This window comes from Aminobacterium sp. EBM-42 (assembly GCF_001896635.1).
GTDB lineage: Bacteria > Synergistota > Synergistia > Synergistales > Aminobacteriaceae > Aminobacterium > Aminobacterium colombiense.
The window spans coordinates 44280-64224 of the sequence record NZ_MPPC01000004.1 but is presented as its reverse complement, the minus strand read 5'-3'; the positions used below and the strand labels follow the sequence as shown (position 1 = coordinate 64224).

General features: G+C 43.3%; 17 protein-coding genes. 8 read left to right on the top strand and 9 right to left on the bottom strand.

What is annotated here, in order from left to right; genetic code table 11:
- Positions 1-3: 3 nt before the first annotated feature.
- From BUC50_RS00635 to BUC50_RS00625, 3 genes are read right to left on the bottom strand one after another with little or no spacing between them, the layout of a single operon-like run.
- Positions 4-756, bottom strand: a complete 753-nt coding sequence (locus BUC50_RS00635) for an energy transducer TonB (protein ID WP_013047746.1) — start codon at positions 754-756, stop codon at positions 4-6.
- A 3-nt stretch (positions 757-759) separates the two neighbouring features.
- Positions 760-1149, bottom strand: coding sequence for an ExbD/TolR family protein (locus tag BUC50_RS00630; protein WP_013047747.1), 390 nt, complete (start codon positions 1147-1149; stop codon positions 760-762).
- Between the two features lie 2 nt (positions 1150-1151).
- On the bottom strand, positions 1152-1781 hold the full coding sequence (locus BUC50_RS00625) for a MotA/TolQ/ExbB proton channel family protein (RefSeq protein ID WP_013047748.1): 630 nt from the start codon (positions 1779-1781) through the stop codon (positions 1152-1154).
- A 224-nt stretch (positions 1782-2005) separates the two neighbouring features.
- Here BUC50_RS00625 and BUC50_RS00620 point away from each other — a divergent pair, with 224 nt between their 5' ends.
- Positions 2006-3412 (top strand): sodium-dependent transporter, encoded by a 1407-nt coding sequence (locus tag BUC50_RS00620; RefSeq protein WP_013047749.1) that lies wholly within the window; start codon positions 2006-2008, stop codon positions 3410-3412.
- 45 nt (positions 3413-3457) lie between these two features.
- On the opposite strand, the gene speE is transcribed toward BUC50_RS00620, so the two are convergent.
- Entirely contained in the window at positions 3458-4309 is an 852-nt protein-coding gene (gene speE, locus BUC50_RS00615; RefSeq protein WP_013047750.1) for a polyamine aminopropyltransferase, read from the bottom strand.
- A 29-nt stretch (positions 4310-4338) separates the two neighbouring features.
- Positions 4339-5526, bottom strand: a complete 1188-nt coding sequence (locus BUC50_RS00610) for a type III PLP-dependent enzyme (RefSeq protein ID WP_013047751.1) — start codon at positions 5524-5526, stop codon at positions 4339-4341.
- Between the two features lie 201 nt (positions 5527-5727).
- On the opposite strand from BUC50_RS00610, the gene BUC50_RS00605 reads away from it, so the two are divergent.
- Together BUC50_RS00605 and BUC50_RS00600 are read left to right on the top strand one after the other, a co-directional pair.
- On the top strand, positions 5728-6693 hold the full coding sequence (locus BUC50_RS00605; RefSeq protein WP_013047752.1) for an MBL fold metallo-hydrolase: 966 nt from the start codon (positions 5728-5730) through the stop codon (positions 6691-6693).
- Between the two features lie 103 nt (positions 6694-6796).
- Positions 6797-7786 (top strand): glucokinase, encoded by a 990-nt coding sequence (locus tag BUC50_RS00600; protein ID WP_013047753.1) that lies wholly within the window; start codon positions 6797-6799, stop codon positions 7784-7786.
- On the opposite strand, the gene BUC50_RS00595 is transcribed toward BUC50_RS00600, so the two are convergent.
- From BUC50_RS00595 to BUC50_RS00585, 3 genes are read right to left on the bottom strand one after another with little or no spacing between them, the layout of a single operon-like run.
- On the bottom strand, positions 7726-8523 hold the full coding sequence (locus BUC50_RS00595) for an LmeA family phospholipid-binding protein (RefSeq protein ID WP_013047754.1): 798 nt from the start codon (positions 8521-8523) through the stop codon (positions 7726-7728). The two genes, BUC50_RS00600 and BUC50_RS00595, sit on opposite strands and share 61 nt — an antisense overlap.
- Before the next feature lie 51 nt (positions 8524-8574).
- A complete protein-coding gene (locus BUC50_RS00590) occupies positions 8575-9159 on the bottom strand; it encodes a class I SAM-dependent methyltransferase (RefSeq protein ID WP_013047755.1) in 585 nt (194 codons plus the stop codon).
- Positions 9156-11129 carry an ABC transporter ATP-binding protein gene (locus BUC50_RS00585; protein WP_273311965.1) on the bottom strand — a complete coding sequence of 658 codons (1974 nt, stop codon included), beginning with the start codon at positions 11127-11129 and terminating at the stop codon, positions 9156-9158. Before BUC50_RS00585 ends, BUC50_RS00590 begins: the two co-directional genes overlap by 4 nt.
- A gap of 73 nt (positions 11130-11202) precedes the next feature.
- Between BUC50_RS00585 and BUC50_RS00580 the strand changes: the two genes are divergently transcribed.
- Both BUC50_RS00580 and BUC50_RS00575 read left to right on the top strand, forming a co-directional pair.
- A complete protein-coding gene (locus BUC50_RS00580) occupies positions 11203-12567 on the top strand; it encodes an MFS transporter (protein WP_148211308.1) in 1365 nt (454 codons plus the stop codon).
- A 146-nt stretch (positions 12568-12713) separates the two neighbouring features.
- Positions 12714-12914: a cold-shock protein gene (locus BUC50_RS00575; protein WP_013047758.1), complete on the top strand. Its 201-nt coding sequence runs from the start codon at positions 12714-12716 to the stop codon at positions 12912-12914.
- Positions 12915-12980: 66 nt separating this feature from the next.
- Here BUC50_RS00575 and BUC50_RS00570 read toward each other — a convergent pair whose 3' ends face one another.
- Positions 12981-14648, bottom strand: a complete 1668-nt coding sequence (locus BUC50_RS00570; protein ID WP_013047759.1) for a DEAD/DEAH box helicase — start codon at positions 14646-14648, stop codon at positions 12981-12983.
- 349 nt (positions 14649-14997) lie between these two features.
- On the opposite strand from BUC50_RS00570, the gene BUC50_RS00565 reads away from it, so the two are divergent.
- From BUC50_RS00565 to BUC50_RS00555, 3 genes are all read left to right on the top strand, one after another.
- Positions 14998-16071 carry an efflux RND transporter periplasmic adaptor subunit gene (locus BUC50_RS00565; protein WP_286677036.1) on the top strand — a complete coding sequence of 358 codons (1074 nt, stop codon included), beginning with the start codon at positions 14998-15000 and terminating at the stop codon, positions 16069-16071.
- Between the two features lie 18 nt (positions 16072-16089).
- Positions 16090-19134: an efflux RND transporter permease subunit gene (locus tag BUC50_RS00560; protein WP_041459306.1), complete on the top strand. Its 3045-nt coding sequence runs from the start codon at positions 16090-16092 to the stop codon at positions 19132-19134.
- A 126-nt stretch (positions 19135-19260) separates the two neighbouring features.
- Entirely contained in the window at positions 19261-19926 is a 666-nt protein-coding gene (locus BUC50_RS00555; RefSeq protein ID WP_013047762.1) for a transglycosylase SLT domain-containing protein, read from the top strand.
- Positions 19927-19945: the final 19 nt, after the last annotated feature.

Below are 19945 nucleotides of genomic sequence, written 5' to 3'. Positions count from 1 at the left end.
TTTTCAATCTTTTAAGGAAAAAATAACAGGGATGCGAACTTTTCCTGTGAAATCTTCAGAGAAAAGCCACGTCTTAAGGGCGCGATAGGCAGCTTTATCTAAACGGTCATAACCGCAGCTTTGTTCCGTTTCTATTGTTATAACCTTTCCTTTCTCTACAATAGCTATAAATATGCCCTTTCCCTCTTCCCCCTTCCGCCGGCTTAATAGGGGATAGAGCGGCTTTTCCCTCTTCTTTATAGAAAGAGATGCCACGTCAACTGGTTCGATGGCGAGATTGCTTTCCTGATGCTGAGGAAGGGGCGCTCTACTTTTATTCATACTCATTTTTTTCGCTGTTGAACCTTGAGTTTCGTTGGCAGCGGCATTAAGCACATTTGCTGATTTTTGTTTTACAGGCGTCTGGCGCTGAGTAGTAGTTTTTTTCTGAGAAACATCTTTTTTTTCTGAGAGTTCTGACGGTTTTGTTTTTGCTTTAGGAATAGATTTTGCTGGTTTTTCTTCCTTTATTTTTGTTTCTGTTTTTTGAGTCGGCTTTGTTTCTTCTTTGTAGTTTTCCCTGGGTGTATCGTAAAGACTGCTATTGTCTTTAGGTCTTTCGGACTTTGGAAAGGGGACACTTACCAGCCTAAGGGTCATTGTCTTTTGAGGAGGGGCAAAGGGCGCAGTTGCCCCTGTGGCGAGCACTGAGAGGCCTATCAATAAGCATATATGAAGAAAAAAACTGCAAATAAAGGGGAGCATGAAACGCTTCAATTATTACTCCTCCTGTAGCATAAGGGCTATTTGTATGAGCCCTTTTTCATGGAGGCGGCTTAAAAAGGCGGCAACAGTTCCATAAGGGACCTCACGGTCAGCAGCCAATAGAATGGTCCTGTTGTTTTTTTCTGCCTCTATAGCTCGAAGAGCAAGTTTCTCTTCAGATATGGGCTCATTCTCCCAGAGAAGGGTGCCATCGATTTTAAGGGTAATATAGATGTCCTGATCTGATTCTAGAGCATCCGCCTTGCCTTGCGGAAGTTGAACCTGCAGCTGGCTTTGGCCAAAAGTAGTCGTCAGCACGAAAAAGATGATAAGGATAAATAGAATGTCAACAAGAGGTGTTATGTCAATCTCTGGGAGTTTGCTTCGCGTGGGACGGGAGGCCATTATTATTTGTCCTTTCCGTGAGGAGCTTTCGTTCCTGCCGTAAGCTTTTCCCTTATTAAAAAATCAGCCCCCCGGTAGAGGGTTTCCTCCTGATCATCGATCTTGGCATTTAGATATGTATAAGCCAATACTGTTGGTACGGCAATGCTCAGTCCCGCAACGGTCGTTAAAAGGGCCTGCCATATTCCTCCGGAAAGGGCGATCATGGGGGATTGGCTTGCCTGAGGAAGGCCGCGAAAGATTTCTACCATGCCTAGTACCGTTCCCAACAGCCCCAGGAGGGGAGCCACTCGGGAAATAGTGCCCAGGAGAGTAAGCCCCTTTATCCATCGGAAGAGCTCTCTTCGAATCTGTTGTTCGAGAAGAAGTTTGAATGCTTCTGTATCAACTTGCCAGTGAGCTACAGCAGCAATAAAAAGACGGTGAAGAGAAGAATCTCCAGACTTTGCTATTTGAGTTGCTTTCTCTGCGTCATTTTCATAAAGGGCCTCGCTAAGCGCCAGTTCAAGCTTTTCTGGATCAGTTGAAGACCGTCGAAAAAACAGTACTCGCTCAATAAAGACTCCCAAAGCGATTATAGAAAGAACGAATATAACCCACATTATAGGGCCGCCTGCCCTCATTATTCCCATAAGCAGTTCACCTCATTACTCAAAAGTTTACTCTGCAAGTATGATAAATCTTTAGGGGAATGTCAAAGAAAGCTTTTTAGATGTTGACTCAGAAGAACCCATGATTTAAAATTCGATACAATTTCCTTTTTGCGGCTAAGTACGCAGTATACAAGGACTTTTATTATGAATACGTTTTATTATGGCGCTTTGCCTGACATCATCATTTCAAGGGAGTGGTAAAAGTGGAAAAATCAACATCGCCCAGAGAAGGTTTTTCGTCTGGGCTGGCTGTTTTTTTAGCCGCACTGGGTTCTGCAGTTGGATTGGGTAATATCTGGAAATTCCCCTATTTAACAGGTGCTAACGGTGGTGGAGCTTTTTTATTTGTTTATTTCATTTGTGTCCTTTTCGTAGGAATTCCAGTTTTGCTCTGTGAGTGGTATGTAGGACGCTATACTCGCCGCAACGCAGTTGGAGCTTTTGAAAGCCTTAAGCCTGGTTCTGCCTGGAAAGGAATTGGAGTAATGGGAGTTTTGGCGTCATACTTGATTATGTTTTTCTATACGTGCGTGGCTGGATGGGTCTATTTTTACTGTTTCAAGGCTTTTACCGGATCTTTCGCATCAGTGACGGCCAATACGGTAGAAGAACTCTTTGGGCAGGTTATAGGCGTAGGGACTGCCGGTAAATCATTCTTTTCAAAAGATGTTCTTTCTCCCATTTTTTGGCAGGTGATAGTTCTTTGTGTTGTGGGGACAGGAATCTCTATGGGGGTCAGGTCTGGTATAGAAAGAATTACAAAAACCCTCATGCCATTGCTTTTTATGCTCATTATTATTTGTGATATTCGTGCTCTTACGTTGCCAGGAGCAGGGGAAGGCATTCGATTTCTGTTTCATATAGACTTCTCTCAGATTACACCTGCAGTTGTATTGAGTGCTTTGGGGCTGGCTTTCTTTAAGCTTTCGCTGGCTATGGGAGTTATGATTACCTATGGTTCTTATTTCACAGAAGATGTCCATCTGTTTAAGACCGCTGGCAAGATCGCCTTTTCTGATACCCTTGTCTCTATGTTGGCGGGAATAGCCATATTTCCCACCGTTTTTTCTTTTGGGATGGAGCCTTCCGCGGGGCCAGGGCTGCTTTTCATGACTATTCCTCTTGTTTTTTCCAAAATGCCACTGGGCGCTTTTTTACTTGCAGCCTTTTTCCTTCTGACTTCTTTTGCCGCAACAACGGCATTACTCTCCCTTATGGAAGTTCCCGTGGCTTTCTGGACCGAGGAGTTTAACATTTCGAGGAAAAAAGCAACGTTTCTTAATTGCCTCTTTATCGGCCTAGTTGGTGTCACAGCCGCCTTATCTGTGGATAGCTCAAGCTTGCTTGGTGGATATAAGCTATGGGGACGGGGCTTCTTCGATTTCTTTGACCATCTGTCTTCAAACATTATTATGCCTTTGGGCGGTCTACTCATCGCTATTTTTGTGGGATATTTTGCTAAAAAAGATGACGTTGCTTGTGAATTATCCAATCATGGAAGCCTTCAAAATGATACGTACGTTTCTTTTTTCAATTTCGTAATTCGTTATGTTTCACCAGCTCTTCTTGTAATTATTTTCCTAAACACTATCGGCGTTATTTCCTTTTAGTCAATAATGTAACAGCCCCCGCAGTAAAACGGGGGCTGTTGTTTTTTATGCCTTATCAAGTAGTTTTTTTAAAAAAGGCGGAAGGACAAATGCTGCCTTGTGTATTTCTGTAGTGTAATATTTTGTCCCTTCCGGAGCTGGGCAACGAGGAACAGAAGGATCCAGTTTTTTTGAGCCGATTGTATAGGTCCATATTCCCGTTGGATAAGTTGGCATAGCTCCCCAGCAGAGGGAAGTGATGGGGTAGACTTTTTTTATCTCCTGAAAAGCTCCCACAACGACATTGGAGTCAGAGAAAGGAGATTCTGTCTGGGCCAACATCATGCCGTCCTCTTTCAATGCTCTTTTTACATCGCTGTAAAAATCAGCTTCAAATAGCCCTGCCGCAAAATCCACAGGGTCAGTGCTATCTATAATAGCTACATCAAATTCATTTGATACAGAGCTTATATAGGCCAGAGCATCCATGGATTGAACATCAGCCCTGGGATCGTCCATAGCGCAGCTTATAGTGGGGAGGTATTTTTTAGAAGCATTAATTACCTCTTTGTCAATATCAATCAAAGTAGCTTTTTCTACCTCTTTATGTCGTAGTACTTCACGAAGCACACCGCCATCGCCGCCGCCAACAATAAGAACTCGCTTAGGGCTGGGATGAGCACAGAGAACAATATGGGCCATCATTTCTGAGTAGCAGAATTCGTCTCTTTCGGCTATCTGAATGGCGCCATCAAGAATAAGCATCCGGCCATATTCAAATGTTTCTACAAGCAGAATATCCTGATACTCTGATTTTTTGTTTATCAAAATCTGATTGATACGAAGACTTAACTTCATATTAGAAGTTTGTTCTTCTGTCACCCAGAGTTCATTGTATCGCTTCGCCCTACGTTCCAATGCTTCTCATCTCCTTTAGCTTTAGCTATTTATTCCTCCCGTGGCAAAATATATGCCGCAAGGGGAGGAAATCCATTAAAATACACTGATGAATAACTCTGTGTATAGGCCCCCGTTGTAAGGATGTAAACACGGTCTCCCTCTTCCAGGGTCAGAGGTAGTTCATATTTGTATTGTTCGTAGAGGATGTCCATGCTATCGCATGTGGGGCCTGCAATGATCGCTTCTTGTACTATCCCTTTTTTCTCTACATAGATAGGATATTTAATGGACTCATCAAGAGTTTCAATAAGTCCTCCGAACTTTCCCGCATCAAGGTAAATCCACCGATATTGACCAAATTCAGACTTTCTTGAGATAAGAACAACTTCGGTGACCATGACCCCTGCGTCTCCTGCCATATATCGGCCAGGTTCAAGAATGATTTCCGGCAAATTTTCTCCAAAATCTTCTTTTAGGTATCGCGTTATTTCTGTTCCGTAAACTTCTGCCCCGACTGTAGGATAAATGTACTGAGAAGGAAATCCCCCGCCAAGGTTGATCATCTTGAGGCGAATTCCTTTTTCAGCTACAGAGTCAAAAAGATATTTACATGTTGAAATAGCATGATCCCACTGCCCTAAATCCCGTTGCTGGGACCCTACGTGAAAAGAAACTCCATAGGGTTCAAGGCCGAGCTCTTTAGACATTAGAATAAGCTTGTAGAGAGTATCAGGATGGGCGCCAAATTTTCGTGATAGGGGCCAGTCGGCTCCGCTTCCGTCTGTTAGGATTCTAAAAAAGACCTTTGAACCGGGAGCATGTTTTGCCAGCTTGTATAAGTCGCTTTCCGAGTCGGTAGCAAAAAGACGAACCCCTTTTTCGTATGCGTAGGCGATATCTTTAGCCTTCTTTATAGTGTTGCCGTAACTAATGCGGTCTGGTGTGGCTCCGAGAGCTAGAACCTGGTTGAGTTCGTATACCGATGCGATATCAAAACAGCTTCCCTTTTCAACGAGCAGTTTCACCACGTCATCGAGCGGATTAGCCTTTACGGCATAGTAGATTTTTGCAAAGGGCATGCCTTTCTTTAATGAATCATATTGTTTCTCGATAACATCAAGATCGATGATGAGGCAAGGTGTTTCCTTATCTGCCGCAAAAGCCTTAATTCGTTCGAATTTTTCTCTCGTCATAAATCTTTCGAGATCAAACTCGTAGTGATGGGATGTTTCCACTGCAGCACCTCCAAATAAATTTTTTTATACTACGCTATACTAATGGTAACGTTTTAATACCTTTCATACAAGGAATGTAAGAGGACTTTTTCTTGACAGCCTTATTAAATTCTCTCTACACTAGGCAATGTACAAAACCATGTCGAGTATAAGAAGATACATAATTTTAGTTTAAAAAGAAAGCTCTTGGAGGAAAAAATAATGTTGAATATTCACAGTTTCTACCAATCAAAGTTCCCCCATCTCGCTGCGGAATTTGAGGGAGGTTCTCTATATCTTATTGATCTGCCCATTGCACGTCCAGGTTTTGAGAAATTCATATCGGCATGGCTTATTAGGGATCAGACAAGAAATCGAACCCTCTTGATCGATCCGGGCCCGGCCTCAACTCTGCCCCGGCTCTATGGGGCTTTAGAAGAGTTGGGAACCCCTTCCATAGATTATGTACTGCTCACTCATGTTCATATGGATCATGCCGGAGGGATGGGAGATTTCATGGACACTTTTCCAAAAGCGAAAATAGTTGCTCCTTCCAATGGCATCAAACATCTTGTAGACCCTTCAAAGCTTCTGGCTGCAAGTCTCGAAACATTACGGGACATGGTGGAAGTCTATGGGGAGATGGAGGCTATTTCTGAAGATGCCTTTGCAGATCCTGGAGATGTGGAAGGAGTAAGATTTTTCATGACCCCAGGTCATGCTGCCCACCATCAGGCGATTTTTTATGATTTGGAAGAAGACTTCCCGATCCTTTTCGCGGGAGAAGCCGCAGGAACGTATATAGGAGATGTAGAAGGGAAAACTTTCTATATGCGCCCTGCAACCCCGCCTCGTTTTTTCTTTCACAGTGCTGAGGAGTCCATTGAATTTTTGATAAAGAGCTCTTTCTCCATGTTATGTTACGCCCATTATGGTTGGGTTCGGGATGGGAAGAGATTTTTGTTGAAAGCTCTTGAACAGATGAGATTATGGAGAAATTTTGTAGAAAAACATTCAGGAACACGGGAAGAACTAATAGATATAGTTTTGGACAAGGATGCAAATCTCAAGGGGTTTTTTGAGTTCTCCACTGAAATGCAACGAAGAGAAAGGTATTTTATTGACAACAGTCTCAAGGGGTTTATAGAAGGGGCTATTTCTGAGAAACGAAAAAAGGCAATTCCATGAAAAACAAGTTGAAATTGCTCTGTTTCGTTTTTCTCTTTGTTATTTTGATTGCCTGGTTGAATGTTTACCTGGCTCGTTTTTTTCCTCAGTGAGGAGGGAGATAGTGCATATTCTAACTGCGGATATTGGCGGAACTACAAGTCGTTTTGCACTTTTTTCCGTAAGGGATAAGAAGGTCTTTCTCGAAAAGATTATTCGAAAGGCAACGGCCAGATATGCGTCTTTCTTTGAAATTTTAGAAGAGATTCGTATGGAAGACGGCAGATTTTCCTTTGATGAAGTGCTGTTTAGTGTGCTTGCTCTTCCTGGCCCTGTAAGAAAACAAGATGACATCGCTTTGACCAATGTGACCTGGCCCATACCAATAGCCTCTCTTCGACGAGCTTATAGTCAAGCCCCTCTTTTGGTAGTAAATGATTTTATTGCCCAAGCCTATGGTTGCTTAACCCTCCATAAGGGGGACTATTTCACAGTCAATGAAGGACAGATGGATCCGGAAGGACATGTTGCAGTGATAGGGGCAGGAACAGGTCTAGGATGCGGCGTGCTTGTTCCATATGCTTTTCAGAAATATGCCCCCCTGCCATCTGAGGGGGGCCACACAACCTTTGCTTTTCTCAAAGAAGAGCAGTCTTTCGAGGTTTTTCTCAGGAAAAGGACTTCGGCCTCTTACATCACAAAAGAAATGGTGGTTTCCGGAAAAGGCCTGTCCCTTCTTTATGAGTTCTTAACGGGACACTCTTTAACCCCTCTGGAAGTAGCGGAAAAGATAAGTCCGTCATCTCTTACTGCCATGCTATTTGCTACATTTTATGCCAGAGCCTGCAGGGATTTTGCTTTAACCGTAACCCCTTCCAGAGGACTTTTTATCTCTGGCGGCGTGGCTATCTCCAATCCATGGATCGTTGATAACGATATTTTCAAGAAAGAATTCACTTTTTCCTCTTCCCATAGCGCCTTTCTCAACACTATCCCGGTGTTGTTGCTTAAAAATGTCGATAATGGGCTCTGGGGCGCAGTACATTATGGCATTCACTGTTTACCGGAGTTTGAGCAAACTATGGGAGTTGAAGATTCTTTTTCATATTTGTAAACAACCCCCTCAAAAGGTTCAGGTTCTTTAGCGCTTGACAAAGTTATAGATGTGTCACTATAAGAGATTGACGTTAGTTTCAACGGAAACACGAACTTGCTGAGGTCCAAAAGGGGCTGTATTTGAGAGACAGCCTTTTCTGTTATGAACTCAGGTACATCCACTCTGTTAACCCGAACCTTATAGTTATCAAGCCATATTTGCTGAAAATCCACTATTTTGAGCCGGCTTTCTATTTCGATAAGGATGTCAAGCTTGAATAACAAGCGGACAAGATAGTATCCTTTGGCGTAAATGCCTTCAGGATGGATGTCCAACTGTATGTTGTGCCAGTGATCATCGTTTCCAAACTCTTTTTGGATCAGGTTCCTGTTGATGTCATCCTCATCAATAATGCCTTTAGCGAGAATGTTCATAATGTAGTCTGCTTCCGGCCCTTTTTCTCCCCAGTCTCTCATGGGGGTGAGCTGTACACCCATGGCTCGAAGAGAGAGATTGTCAATTCGAACACCACCAATGATGGCCCCTTCCAAATTCATATATATATCGCGGATATATCCACTTTCATCTGGTTCTTCGTCAAAAATTATTGTCATTTTTTCGGGGTCCAGTTCTTTTATGAAATGGTGCTGGAGCCTTTGGCTAGGGGTCATGATTTCCGCTTGTCCCCCCCAAAGAGGATTTGAGAAGAATATAAGTATGATTGAAACAAGACATATAAGGGAACGTTTCATCATAAAGTACCCTCCTAGAGAGTTAATTTAAATAGACCGACAGTCATTTTATCATTAAAGGGTCAGTTTTTTGTAGACGTGGATAAACCAGTACAAGCCATAGGTTTCTTTGTCAAGAACGTAGTTCCTTTTTAAGATCTTTTCTTTAAGATGCTGGGGGGTAGTATAAAACACAGGAGAAATGAATAGTTTTTCAAGGCAACCTATCAATGCGGTAAGAATTGAGTTCTTGTCAAAATCGTGAATGAGCAAAAAACCGCCGGGAGCAAGTATTCTGTCTATTTCCTGAAGCAACATGTTTTGCTCTTCTATGTGATGATAGGTGTCTGAAAGAATAACCCCATGAAAAAAATCTTCTTTGTAGGGAGTTGCTCGTCCATCTCCAAGTGTAGTTATAACTGGAGTATTTTGTAAAAAGCGGGTCATATGAGGGCTTGTGTCAAGTACGTGTATTTCCCTTTTTTCTCCGAGGAGTTTGCGGGCTAAATAGCCGGTTCCTCCTCCCAGATCCAGTATTCTTTGTTCCGGCTCAAGGGGAACCATTTTAAGTATGGTATTTGTTTTGTAAAGACCAGCTTTAATCATAAAAAGATCGTAATAAGGTGCTAATTTTTTAAAAGGGTCTTGATCCTTTTTCATGATGAGCTCTTTTGTTTCACTTTTTCTTCCACAGTTTCAATTTGTTCCATGAGCATTTCCCATTCTTTCATGTACGTAACGAGCAGCCCCATAATTTCGTTATGCCGCATCATAATTTTCTGAACCTCAAGAGTGTTTTCTAAAAATGAGGGGTCGCAAAGAGAGGTTTCAATCTGCAGCTTTTCTTCTTCCAGCTCTTCAATTATTGTCTCCAGAGGTGTGAGATCTTTCATGATTTTCTGCTTTTCTCTGTATAGAAGGTTTCTTACTTCGGCCTCTTGCCGCCTTCTTTCTTTTTCATCATTTTTAGAGGGAGTAGCATTCTCTCTGCTGGATTCTTCGGTGAGGGATAGTTTTTCAGTTTCGAGCCTTTCTGCTCTTTTCTGGATGAAATAAGAATAGTTTCCTGGATACTCAAGAATTTTCCCTTCCCGTATCTCAATAACTCGTGATACAAGTTTGTCGAGGAAATACCGATCATGAGATACGATAATAATAGTACCATGATATTCTGTTAATGCTTGCTGAAATATATCTCGAGTTCGCATATCAAGGTGGTTCGTCGGCTCGTCAAGAATGAGCAGGTTTGTTTCTTCCAGAAGAAGCTTAAGGAGAGCTACCCGGGATTTTTCTCCACCGGACAGAACAGATATTAATTTATAAATATCATCACCGGAAAAAAGAAAAGCTCCAAGAAGACCTCTCTTTTCTGTATCTGTTCCGAGATAGCCAGTATTGGAAATTTCCTCCCAGATAGTTCGATTGTAGTTGAGGTTTTGAGCGCTTTCCTGGGAGAAAAAACCCATCTTTACATTATAGCCGTAAGAAATATTTCCCTCTGTAGGAACTTCTGACTGACTGATGAGTCTTGAAAGAGTAGATTTCCCGGCACCGTTCACGCCGACGAGAGCGATTTTTTCTCCTCTGTGGACAGAAAAAGAAATGTCCTTGAAAATGAGGTTGTCACCATATGTTTTTTTGACATCCTTGACAGAAATAACTTCTTGGCCGCTTCTAGGGCATTGGGGAAAATGGATAGCGACCGCCTTTTCTGAGCTATCAGTGTCTACAAGGCTCATCCTTTCGAGTTTTTTAATACGGCTCTGAACTTGTGTCGCTTTTGTTGCCTTATATCGGAAACGTTCGATGAAAGCGAGGTTTTTATCCATTTCGGTACGTTGTTTACGGGCTATACGTTCTCTTTCTTCGTTTCGCCGGGCCTTTTCTTCCAGAAACCACGAAAAATTCCCTTTATACAGAGAGATGGCGCCTTGTGAAAGCTCCGCAGTTGATGTGCAGATTTTGTCGAGAAAATGTCTGTCGTGAGAAATGGCGATGAGAGTGCCATTAAAATTTAAAAGCCAATCCTCAAGCCACTCCATGCTTTCAGTGTCGAGGTGGTTGGTGGGCTCATCGAGCAGAAGGATATCAGGTGAAGAAAGTAGCATGGCTGCTAGAGAAATACGCATTTTCCAGCCCCCTGAAAACGTACTTGTGTACCTCTGGCCATCGCCATCAGAGAAGCCAAGCCCCTTCATTACCTTTTGTGCCATGGCGGCAAATTCGTAACCCCCTAGCTGTTCATAACGATGTGAGAGGTGATCATGCCTTTTGAGCAAAGAATGATACTCTTCCTCGTTTTTAGCAGCTCTGGCTATATCCTCTTCTGTAGCTCTCAGCTCTTTTTCCACAAGGGCTATCCCGGCCTGTTTTTTAAGATAGTGAAGGAGGACTGTGTCTTCTATCTCTACGAGATCCTGGGGGAGATACCCAATACGGATGCCTTTGGGAAAGTAAACATTTCCTTCACGGGGTTCTACCAGTCCCATAATGATTTTAAAGAGAGTTGTTTTTCCAGTGCCGTTACTCCCAATGAGGCCTGTTTTACTTCCGTGTGTAATAGACCAATTCAGAGAGTTATAGAGCCCTTGTTCCCCGTAAAAATGAGTAATATTTACAAGTTGAATCATTTTCTTCACCTTTTTATCTATTCTGCGGCAGAAATTATATCATGTATGAGAAGCTAGAAGTATTCTTGTCTTTATGCTATGGTACTGTTTTTTAGAGATTAAAGAAGGGATGCTTGTTGTTAGGGAGGTGCTTTATGTGGGAAAAGATGAGGAGATGGAAAGAGGCTTACGCTACAGATGGATTGTATGGGGAGTAATGGTCTTATCCTATGTGGTTGTATTCTTTCATCGGCTTGCCGCTGGGGTAGTGCGTAACGATTTAGTCGAAGCTTTCGGTTTAAGCGGAGCGGCTTTTGGAACCCTGGCATCCCTTTACTTTTATGCCTACATGATGATGCAAATCCCCGTTGGCCTCCTGGTAGACTCTCTTGGTGCAAGAATAACTATTTCCGTCGGTACCCTCATCGCTGGAGTAGGAGCGCTATTTTTTGGGTATGCCCCTACTGCGTCCGTGCTTTTCTTGGGGCGTTTCCTAGTGGGTATTGGTGTTGCCACAGTATTTGTTTCTATTTTGAAAGTTCAATCACAATGGTTTCGTGAGCGAGAATTTGCAACGCTCTCTGGAATGACATCCCTTATTGGTAATGGAGGGGGGCTTTTGGCCCAGACACCTCTTGCTTTAGCTGTAGCTTTTCTTACGTGGCGGACGACGTTTGCTGCCATAGGAGTTTTTTCAGTTTTCCTTGCTGGTGTTTGCTATCTTTTTGTTCGCAATAGCCCTCAGGATATGGGGTTCCCCTCTATTAACGAATCAGAGAGGAAGCGCAACGAATCTTCAGACAAGAGCATTGGGGGGAAAATTAGCCTAAAAGAAGGATTTAAACAAGTGGTGCGTGTGCGCCATCTGTGGCCAGTGATTTTTTTCTTTTCCTTCAATCAAGGAGCCAGTCTGTCTTTTACAAGTGCCTGGGGAGTTGCTTATATGGAATCGGTATATGGTCTTCCTACTACTAGCGCTTCTTCTTATATTGCAGTCATATTAATAGGGCTGATGGTAGGCAGCCTTTTTTCAGGATGGTTTTCAGATAGGATGGGGAGGCGTAAATGGCCCATGCTTTTTCTTGCCTCCCTGAATGTCGCAACATGGGCAATCCTTGTCTTTTACAATGGAGGTCAACCGCCACTTGCAATACTCAAACCTCTTTTTTTTATAATGGGCTTTACTGCGACAGGTTACGTTGTATCATGGGCTCTTGCTAGAGAAGTAACTCCTTCTAACTTCACAGGTATTGCTATTTCCCTTATGAATACGGCGTGTTTTCTTTCCATCGGTCTTTTTACAACATTGTTAGGAAAAATCCTTGATCGTTATGGAAACCTTCTTCAGGGTCCTCTCTTATTTCAGCGGGTGTTATTCCCATGTTTTGCGGCAGTCCTTCTGAGTTTTGTATGTGCGTTATTTGTTCCTGAAACAAAAGGGGAAAATATCTATAGATGAGTTTTGCCAGGAAGAATAGGAGTAGAGCCCAGCTGAGTAGCGCAAAATCTTAAATATTGCTTGACAGTATTTACTCGATCAGGTATCGTCTAGGAGCCGTGTTTGTATAGACGGCTCCATATTCTTCATTAGGAGGATTCTTTTTTATGGCTCAGGGCACAGTGAAATGGTTCAACGATAGCAAGGGGTATGGTTTTATTACGACAGATGAGGGAAAAGACGTCTTTGTCCATTATAGTGCAATCATGGGTGACGGCTTTAAAACATTGGCTGAGAATCAGAGAGTTTCCTTCGATGTTACTCAAGGAGAAAAGGGGCCACAGGCTGCCAACGTTCAGAAGCTGTAGTTTTAGGGTATTAGAGAATAAGAAGATAATAAAGAAAAGCGGAGCTTTCAAGGCTCCGCTTTTTTATTATCTTTTCTTCCGCTGACGGAAAGGCTTTTTCCCACGTTTTTCTACCGCTTTATATGATTTTCTTCCTTCGGTTATTAGTCCTCGTTCAATAAGACGATGGCCAAAACGCTCAAAATCTTTTTCTATAGACGGGAGCAATTCCACCTGGGCATGGTCATTTTGTAAACGAATAGCACCCACTCCCGACTTGTCAATGTTCAACGTGGAGCAAATGACCCTCAAGATTTTGCCAACATCCCAACCCTGGTCTCTGCCACGTTCGATCCTAATGGTGGTCTGAAGAGATGATCCCGCGCTTCCGCTTTCTTTGCTTCTGCTTCTTCGGGGTGTGCGTCCCCGTTTCAAATCTTGTTCGAGATCGGCAGTTAATTCGTATCCGGCATTCTTTCTGGAGAAAAGCAATCCCAGAAGCCGAGCGATCATAGCTCTGCTCTCGTTGCACTCCAGCAGAGAATCTGCCCACTCTAGATTCTCTGGGGTTTCATAATGCTCAGCGGCAAAGACTCTTTCTTCATAGCTAATGCGCTGTTTCTTGCGGATATCTTTAGGATCAGGAACATTCTTCCATGTAATTGGAATGGTGGATGTTTTCACCATGCTCTTGAAGCCCGTTGCTTCTTTTGGAGAAAGGACAAGCAGGTTGCGCCCTTCATGCCCGGCTCGTCCAGTTCTGCCGCTCCTATGGACAAACGTTTCACGATTATCAGGCAATCCCATTTGTATAACATGAGAAACCCCTTCCACATCAAGACCTCTGGCTGCAACATTCGTTGCTACAAGGAGGGGAGTCCGTCCACTTCTAAATTGTGAGAGGGCCATATTCCTCTCCCTTTGGCTCATCTCTCCATGAAGGCACATGGCCTGGAAGTTCTCATCATGAAGCCGTCGAGTCAGCTCTACCGTTTCAGCCCTGGTGTGACAAAAAACAATAGCTCGTGAGGGCTTTTCCCACAAGAGTACATTAATAAGGCCTTCTTCCTTGTGCCGTGTGGGTACCAAATATACTTCATGAGTAATATCCTCATGAGCCTCCCCTTCTTCTGTAAGAGAAATAAAGACAGGGGTTTTAAGATATCGTTTTGCCAGATTCTTAATTTCCGCCGGCATAGTTGCTGAAAAAAGCCATACTCTCTGACAGTTTGGAAGGCTATCTAGAATTGCTTCCAGCTCCTCCTTGAATCCCAGATCAAGCATATGATCCCCTTCGTCGAGAACGACTATTTTTATGCCAGACGTATCAAGAGTACCCCTTCTGATATGGTCAAGGACACGACCAGGCGTTCCCGTTACAACGGCGGAACCATCTCGAAGAGAGCGTATCTGCTGAGACATATCCATTCCACCAACGAGGGAGGCGGCAGATACATTAATATAGTTTCCAAACCATTTGGCTTCTTTCCATATTTGCTGGGAGAGTTCTCTTGTAGGAGAAAGAATGAGAACCTTAGATTCCCTTTCTCCCGCCGTGATTTTTTGCAGTAGAGGGAGAAGAAATGCGAGAGTTTTCCCAGATCCCGTCTTAGCTCTGACAATAATATCCTTTTCAAAAATCTTTTCAGACAGAACCCGATCTTGCACAGGGGTTGGTGTTGAAAATCCCTTTTCCGCGAGGGCTTTTAGGAGTTCTGCCCGTAACTCGTATTGCTCAAAATTGTTTTGTTCCATGAATATAAAAGTGCCTCCTGTTTCTCATAGGGCATAAAAAAATGGCCTCCTTCAAAAGGGGGCCACATCTTCACTACCCTTTCTTGTATCTTACTATTATGCAGAAGTTTTTCGTTTTGTCAATCAAATTCGAAACCTTCAGTTTTAGATATCGGGGTATCATGTATTGCGTCTTGACAGATTTTAAATTATTAGAATATTATACTTTCTAGCATCCTTTATGTCCAGAGTTTTTGGCTTCTGTTCGGAAAACGCATCAGGCATTGGCGAATCTAAAGAAAGCGGCAGGATTATATTGTCCTCTCACGGCAGGATTGTCGAAACAGGACAATGAAAATGAGGGGCAGCCATGAAAACACGCAAAGAAGTGATGTTTCTTCTGCTTGTTATCATTTTATTAGGAATAGGGTGTATTTTTTTCTTCAGTCAGAAGAGAGAAGAGCAAAAAAGCCAGACCTCTATGAAAGAAGAGATAGCGGCAGCTGGAATTCCTGTTACTTCCTATGTAGTGGAACGAGCCTACTGGGGTTATTGGAAAACCTATTATGGCAAGATCAAGGCTGCTTCGGAGCAGTCTATAACAGCCTATGTTCGGGAGTTTGTGTCATCTGTCCATGTAGATGTGGGAGATATGGTCATTCCAGGGGATATTCTCTGCGAGCTTGAGAAGGTCACTCAGACATCGGTATTGACCTCTCAACAGACTGAGTTCGAGAATGCCCGGCGAGATCTCGAAAGGAAGAAGCATCTTTACCAGGCTGGCGGCATATCAAAACAAGAAGTAGAGCAGGCTGTTGCCCTTCTTAATGAGAGAAAAGCCCGTCTGCAAGAGGCGAGAACAGTATTCCAGCGAACAGCGATCCGCTCGTCGACAAAGGGAGTGGTTCTCTCAAAGAACATTCATGTAGGGGAAATTGCGGAGCCTGGAATGGAACTTTTCCGTCTAGCCAGTCTGGAGGACCTGGAACTGGAAGTCATGATCGCTTCTTCCGATGCCCTCCACATTGATGTTGGCGTTCCTTGCAGAGTTCTTTATAGTGAAACAGTAACCCGAGGAGTAATAAAGCGCATTGACCCAGAGGCCCAGGCTGAAACAGGAATGTATAAAGGAGTGATATCTCTCGAACGCACGCTGAATCTTTATCCCGGTACCTTTGTAGAGGTTCAGATTCGTATGGATTCGAGAAGAAATGCTATTGTAATTCCCGATGATTTGTTACGGAGGGAAAGAAACGAAGCGTACGTTTTTGTCATTATCGAAGATAAGGCTTTTCGAAGAAAAATTAATCCAGGGAAGAGTCAGGATGGCCTATTGGAGGTTCGTGGAGAGCTTGATGAAGGAGAAGTGTTAGTTAGAGAGGGAGTAGACCGAGTATATGACGGAGCGACGGTAGTGGTCATTCAGAAAGGGCAAAAGCCCTAGGTACATGGGGTGTTTGGCATGAAATTTTTGCGAGTATTTATTTGTCGGCCAGTATTTACAAGTGTTACCGTCCTTATGGCTATTGTCTTGGGAGTGTATAGTTATTTAAATCTCGGGATAGCCCTTGTTCCCGACGTAGACATACCGGTCATCTCTGTTACGACAACCTACTTAGGGGCAGGGCCCTCTGAAATTGAACTTTTAGTGAGCAAGCCAATAGAGGATGCTGTTTCTCAGGTTGAAGGAGTCAAACGTATCCGCAGCTATTCTTTAGAAGGGATTTCCTTTGTCGTAGTGGAATTTGAGTATGATATCAATATTTCAGAAGCCACTATGGATGTTTCCAATCGCGTAAAAGCAATAAGCGGAACTTTGCCAGAAGATTCTAAGGATCCCATTACGGAAAAATTTGATATTAACGCCTTCCCCTTCATGACTATCGCTATTTCATCAAATCTCCCCCCGGAATATGCTTTTGATATTGTGGAAGACAGAATTCAGCGTAGACTGACCCAATTACAAGGGTTGGCAAGGGCTGAGATTATTGGCGGGTTAAAAAGGGAGATCCATGTTTATCTTGATCCGGTGGAATTACATCAATATCAGATCTCTCCAGACAAGATTATTCAGGTTTTGCAAAGAAATAATTTCAATGATCCTTCGGGCCACATAGTTCAGGGACGTAAAGAGCTCTCCGTCCGCGTTCTAGGAGAAGTGGAAGACCCCTTAGAGCTGGAGAATATACGAATTCCGCTGCATGGATCCACTTCCATACGTCTTGGTGACATCGGCAAAGTGGCAGATACCACGGAAGAGAGAAGAGGGTACGCTAGATATGAGGGAAAAGAGGCTATCCTTCTCGATTGCATTGCCACTCCAGGAAGCAATATTGTTGAAGTGAGCGATAGAATCAAAGAAGAACTGGAAGATATTAAACTTCTTTTGCCAGAGGGGTTTGAAGTTACAATTACAGATGACATCTCAACTTTTGTCAGAGAATCAATACGAAATGTTTTTCGCGACATGGTCGTGGGTATTCTTCTTACGGGCCTCGTTCTTTTCCTGTTTTTGCAACGCATTTCTCTCACCTTTGTTGTTGCTGTGGCAATGCCCACTGCGATTATCTCAACATTTATTCCCATGTTTGTCTCAGGCATAACGATGAATATGATGAGCACTCTCGGCATTGCCATTTCTGTCGGAATTCTCGTTAACAACTCTATTCTAGTTCTTGAGAATATCTATCGGTACAGGGAAATGGGAGAAGGACCTTTTGAAGCATCTGAAAAGGGGACGGCAGATATTGCCCTTTCTGTTTTTTCTACCACGGCTACAAATTTAGGAGTGTTTATCCCTGTAGTTTTCATGAAAGGCATAGCGGGACAGTTTTTGCGTGATTTCGCTTTGACTATTGTCTTTGCTACAATTTTTTCACTTTGGGTGGCCATGACGTTAACTCCTATGGTTGCGGCGCGAATCAGATATGGTTCAAAACCTTCAGTTTTCAGTCAGAAAGCAACAGCCTGGTGGTCGTGGATGTACGATAAGTTTGATAAAGCCCATGATATTCTTGTAAGGAAAGCTATTGATAGCCGTTATCTGACCCTTGCTCTCTTCCTTTTTGCTTTTATAGCATCTCTCTTTCTTCTTCCTATGTTGGGAACAGAATTTATTCCTCGGGTTGATCGCGGACTCATGGAAATATCCATGGAACTATCTTCTGCTTCGTCTCTCTCTTACACAGAAGAAGTGACGGAAGCTGTGGAGAAACATGTTCGCTCTTTACCTGGAGTGGCGGCAATAGAAGTAGCGGTGGGAGGCAGTCGAGCAGATGTAGGAGTGAATCAAAGCCGCCTCAGAATCATCCTTTCTGACGATCCAAGGCGCCCCACTTCCTTTGCTTTAGCTGAGCAGCTGCGGGAATATTTCAAAATGATTCCAGATGTAAACGCGAGTATCACAGCCTCTGTAAGTGGCGGAGGGTCTCCTGGCAAACCGATCCAGATTCTTGTTTCAGGGGAAAACATCGAAGAACTCAATAAAATTGCCAGTCAAGTTGTTGCTACAATGCGAAGTGTCCGGGGAGTAGTTGATGTAGATACAAACTGGCGGTTGGGACGTCCTGAATTTCAAGTTATCCCGGAACCTTGGCGCCTGGGGATTTTAGGGGTTTCAGTAAAAGATGTTGCCGATACGGTGCGCAACTATATTACAGGGAAAAAAGCAGGTGTTTTTAGATTAGAAGGAAGGGAATATGATATTTTGACCCTCCTTGATCCCGGCCACATATCCCAAATGAGCGATGTGGAGGAATTTCCTGTTGCTACGTCCGCAGGTTTCGTTCCTCTTTCATCAATGTCAGAGTTTACTCACGGAGTGGGCCCAACAAGTATTCTCCGTTCTGATCGGACACGTGCTATTACCATAGAAGGGGATGTGAACGGTCGAAGTGTAGGTTCCGCTTTTGAAGAAATACAGGTAAAACTCAAAGAAGTAACCTTACCCAGAGGCTATCGTTTTTCCTATGCAGGCGAGGTAGAAGATATTAAAGAAAATTTTTATTACCTTTTTGTGGCTTTTGCCATGGCTATTGTACTCACTTTCCTGATGATTGCCGCTATCCTTGAATCCTACATCTATGCCTTTATTATTATGGTCACCTTGCCTCTTTCCGCAATTGGTGTTCTCCCGTTTCTGTACATCACAAACACTGCTATTTCTCTCTATGGTTTGCTTGGTGTAGTTATGCTTGTAGGCCTTGTGGTGAACAATGCCATTGTAATCATAGATTACGCTGAAAAAAAGAGAAAAGAAGGGGTTTCTCCCAGAGAAGCAATTCGTGAAGCCTGCTCTGTGCGATTGCGCCCTATCGTTATGGCTGATTTGACATCTATTATTGCCATGATTCCGTTGGCTTTAGGAGAGGGGGCAGGAGGCCCTTACCGCGCCCCTATGGCCATTGTAGTAATAGGGGGTCTACTCGCTGGAGGAACCCTCGCGCTCTTTGTGGTACCGCCCGTGTACGGGATCCTTCACAGAAGGACTTGGCATGATGACGGTTGATAAGATTTTGAATATCAATTAAAATACCTCCAATCATTAAATCTAATTACGGCCTATAAAAACAAGGTTCAACTTGAACCTTTAAGACCTTTGAATAAAGGCTTAAAGAGGAAAGGGGAGTTGATAATGGCTTGGCGTTTCCTGAGGGTAACTTTCTTTCTCGCTCTTACACTTTTCTGTATGGAAGTAAGAGGGGCATCTCCTTCCTGGGCTGAGGGGCAATATCTGACCCTTCCTTCTGAAATACACGCCCACCATGAAAATTTCCAAAGAGAAAAGGAGAGAACCGTTGTCGTTCAGAAAAGACGGCAGAAAGAGGCGGAACATCAAGTTCGCAAAGAAGCCATTGCTGAGTTTTTTCAGGAAAAGAACAAACATCTTGAGTCAGAACGGGCTGAAAGCTACGCGCACTATGTTTTAGAAGCAGCCCATACTTTCGGTGTTGACCCATTTCTCATAGCGGCAATAATTATCAAAGAATCAAGAGTGCGAGACAGCGCAAAATCCCGGGTAGCCTATGGCCTCATGCAGATCAATTGGAAAGTGCACAGGCATAACATCGGAAAGGCATTCTCCCATATTAGGACCCTCACAGAAATGATGAAACCTAAAAATAACATTTTAGTGGGAACATATATATTTTCATGTTATCTCAGTTCTTCCAATGGAGATTTGGGACGGGCGCTGCTGAAATACTATGGGGGGAAAAATGTGAAATATGTGAATAAAATATACTCCTATCGCCATGAGCTGGATAAGCGCTTTGCAAAAAAACTAAACTCCTTCTATTAGGAGGGACAGGAGTTCTATA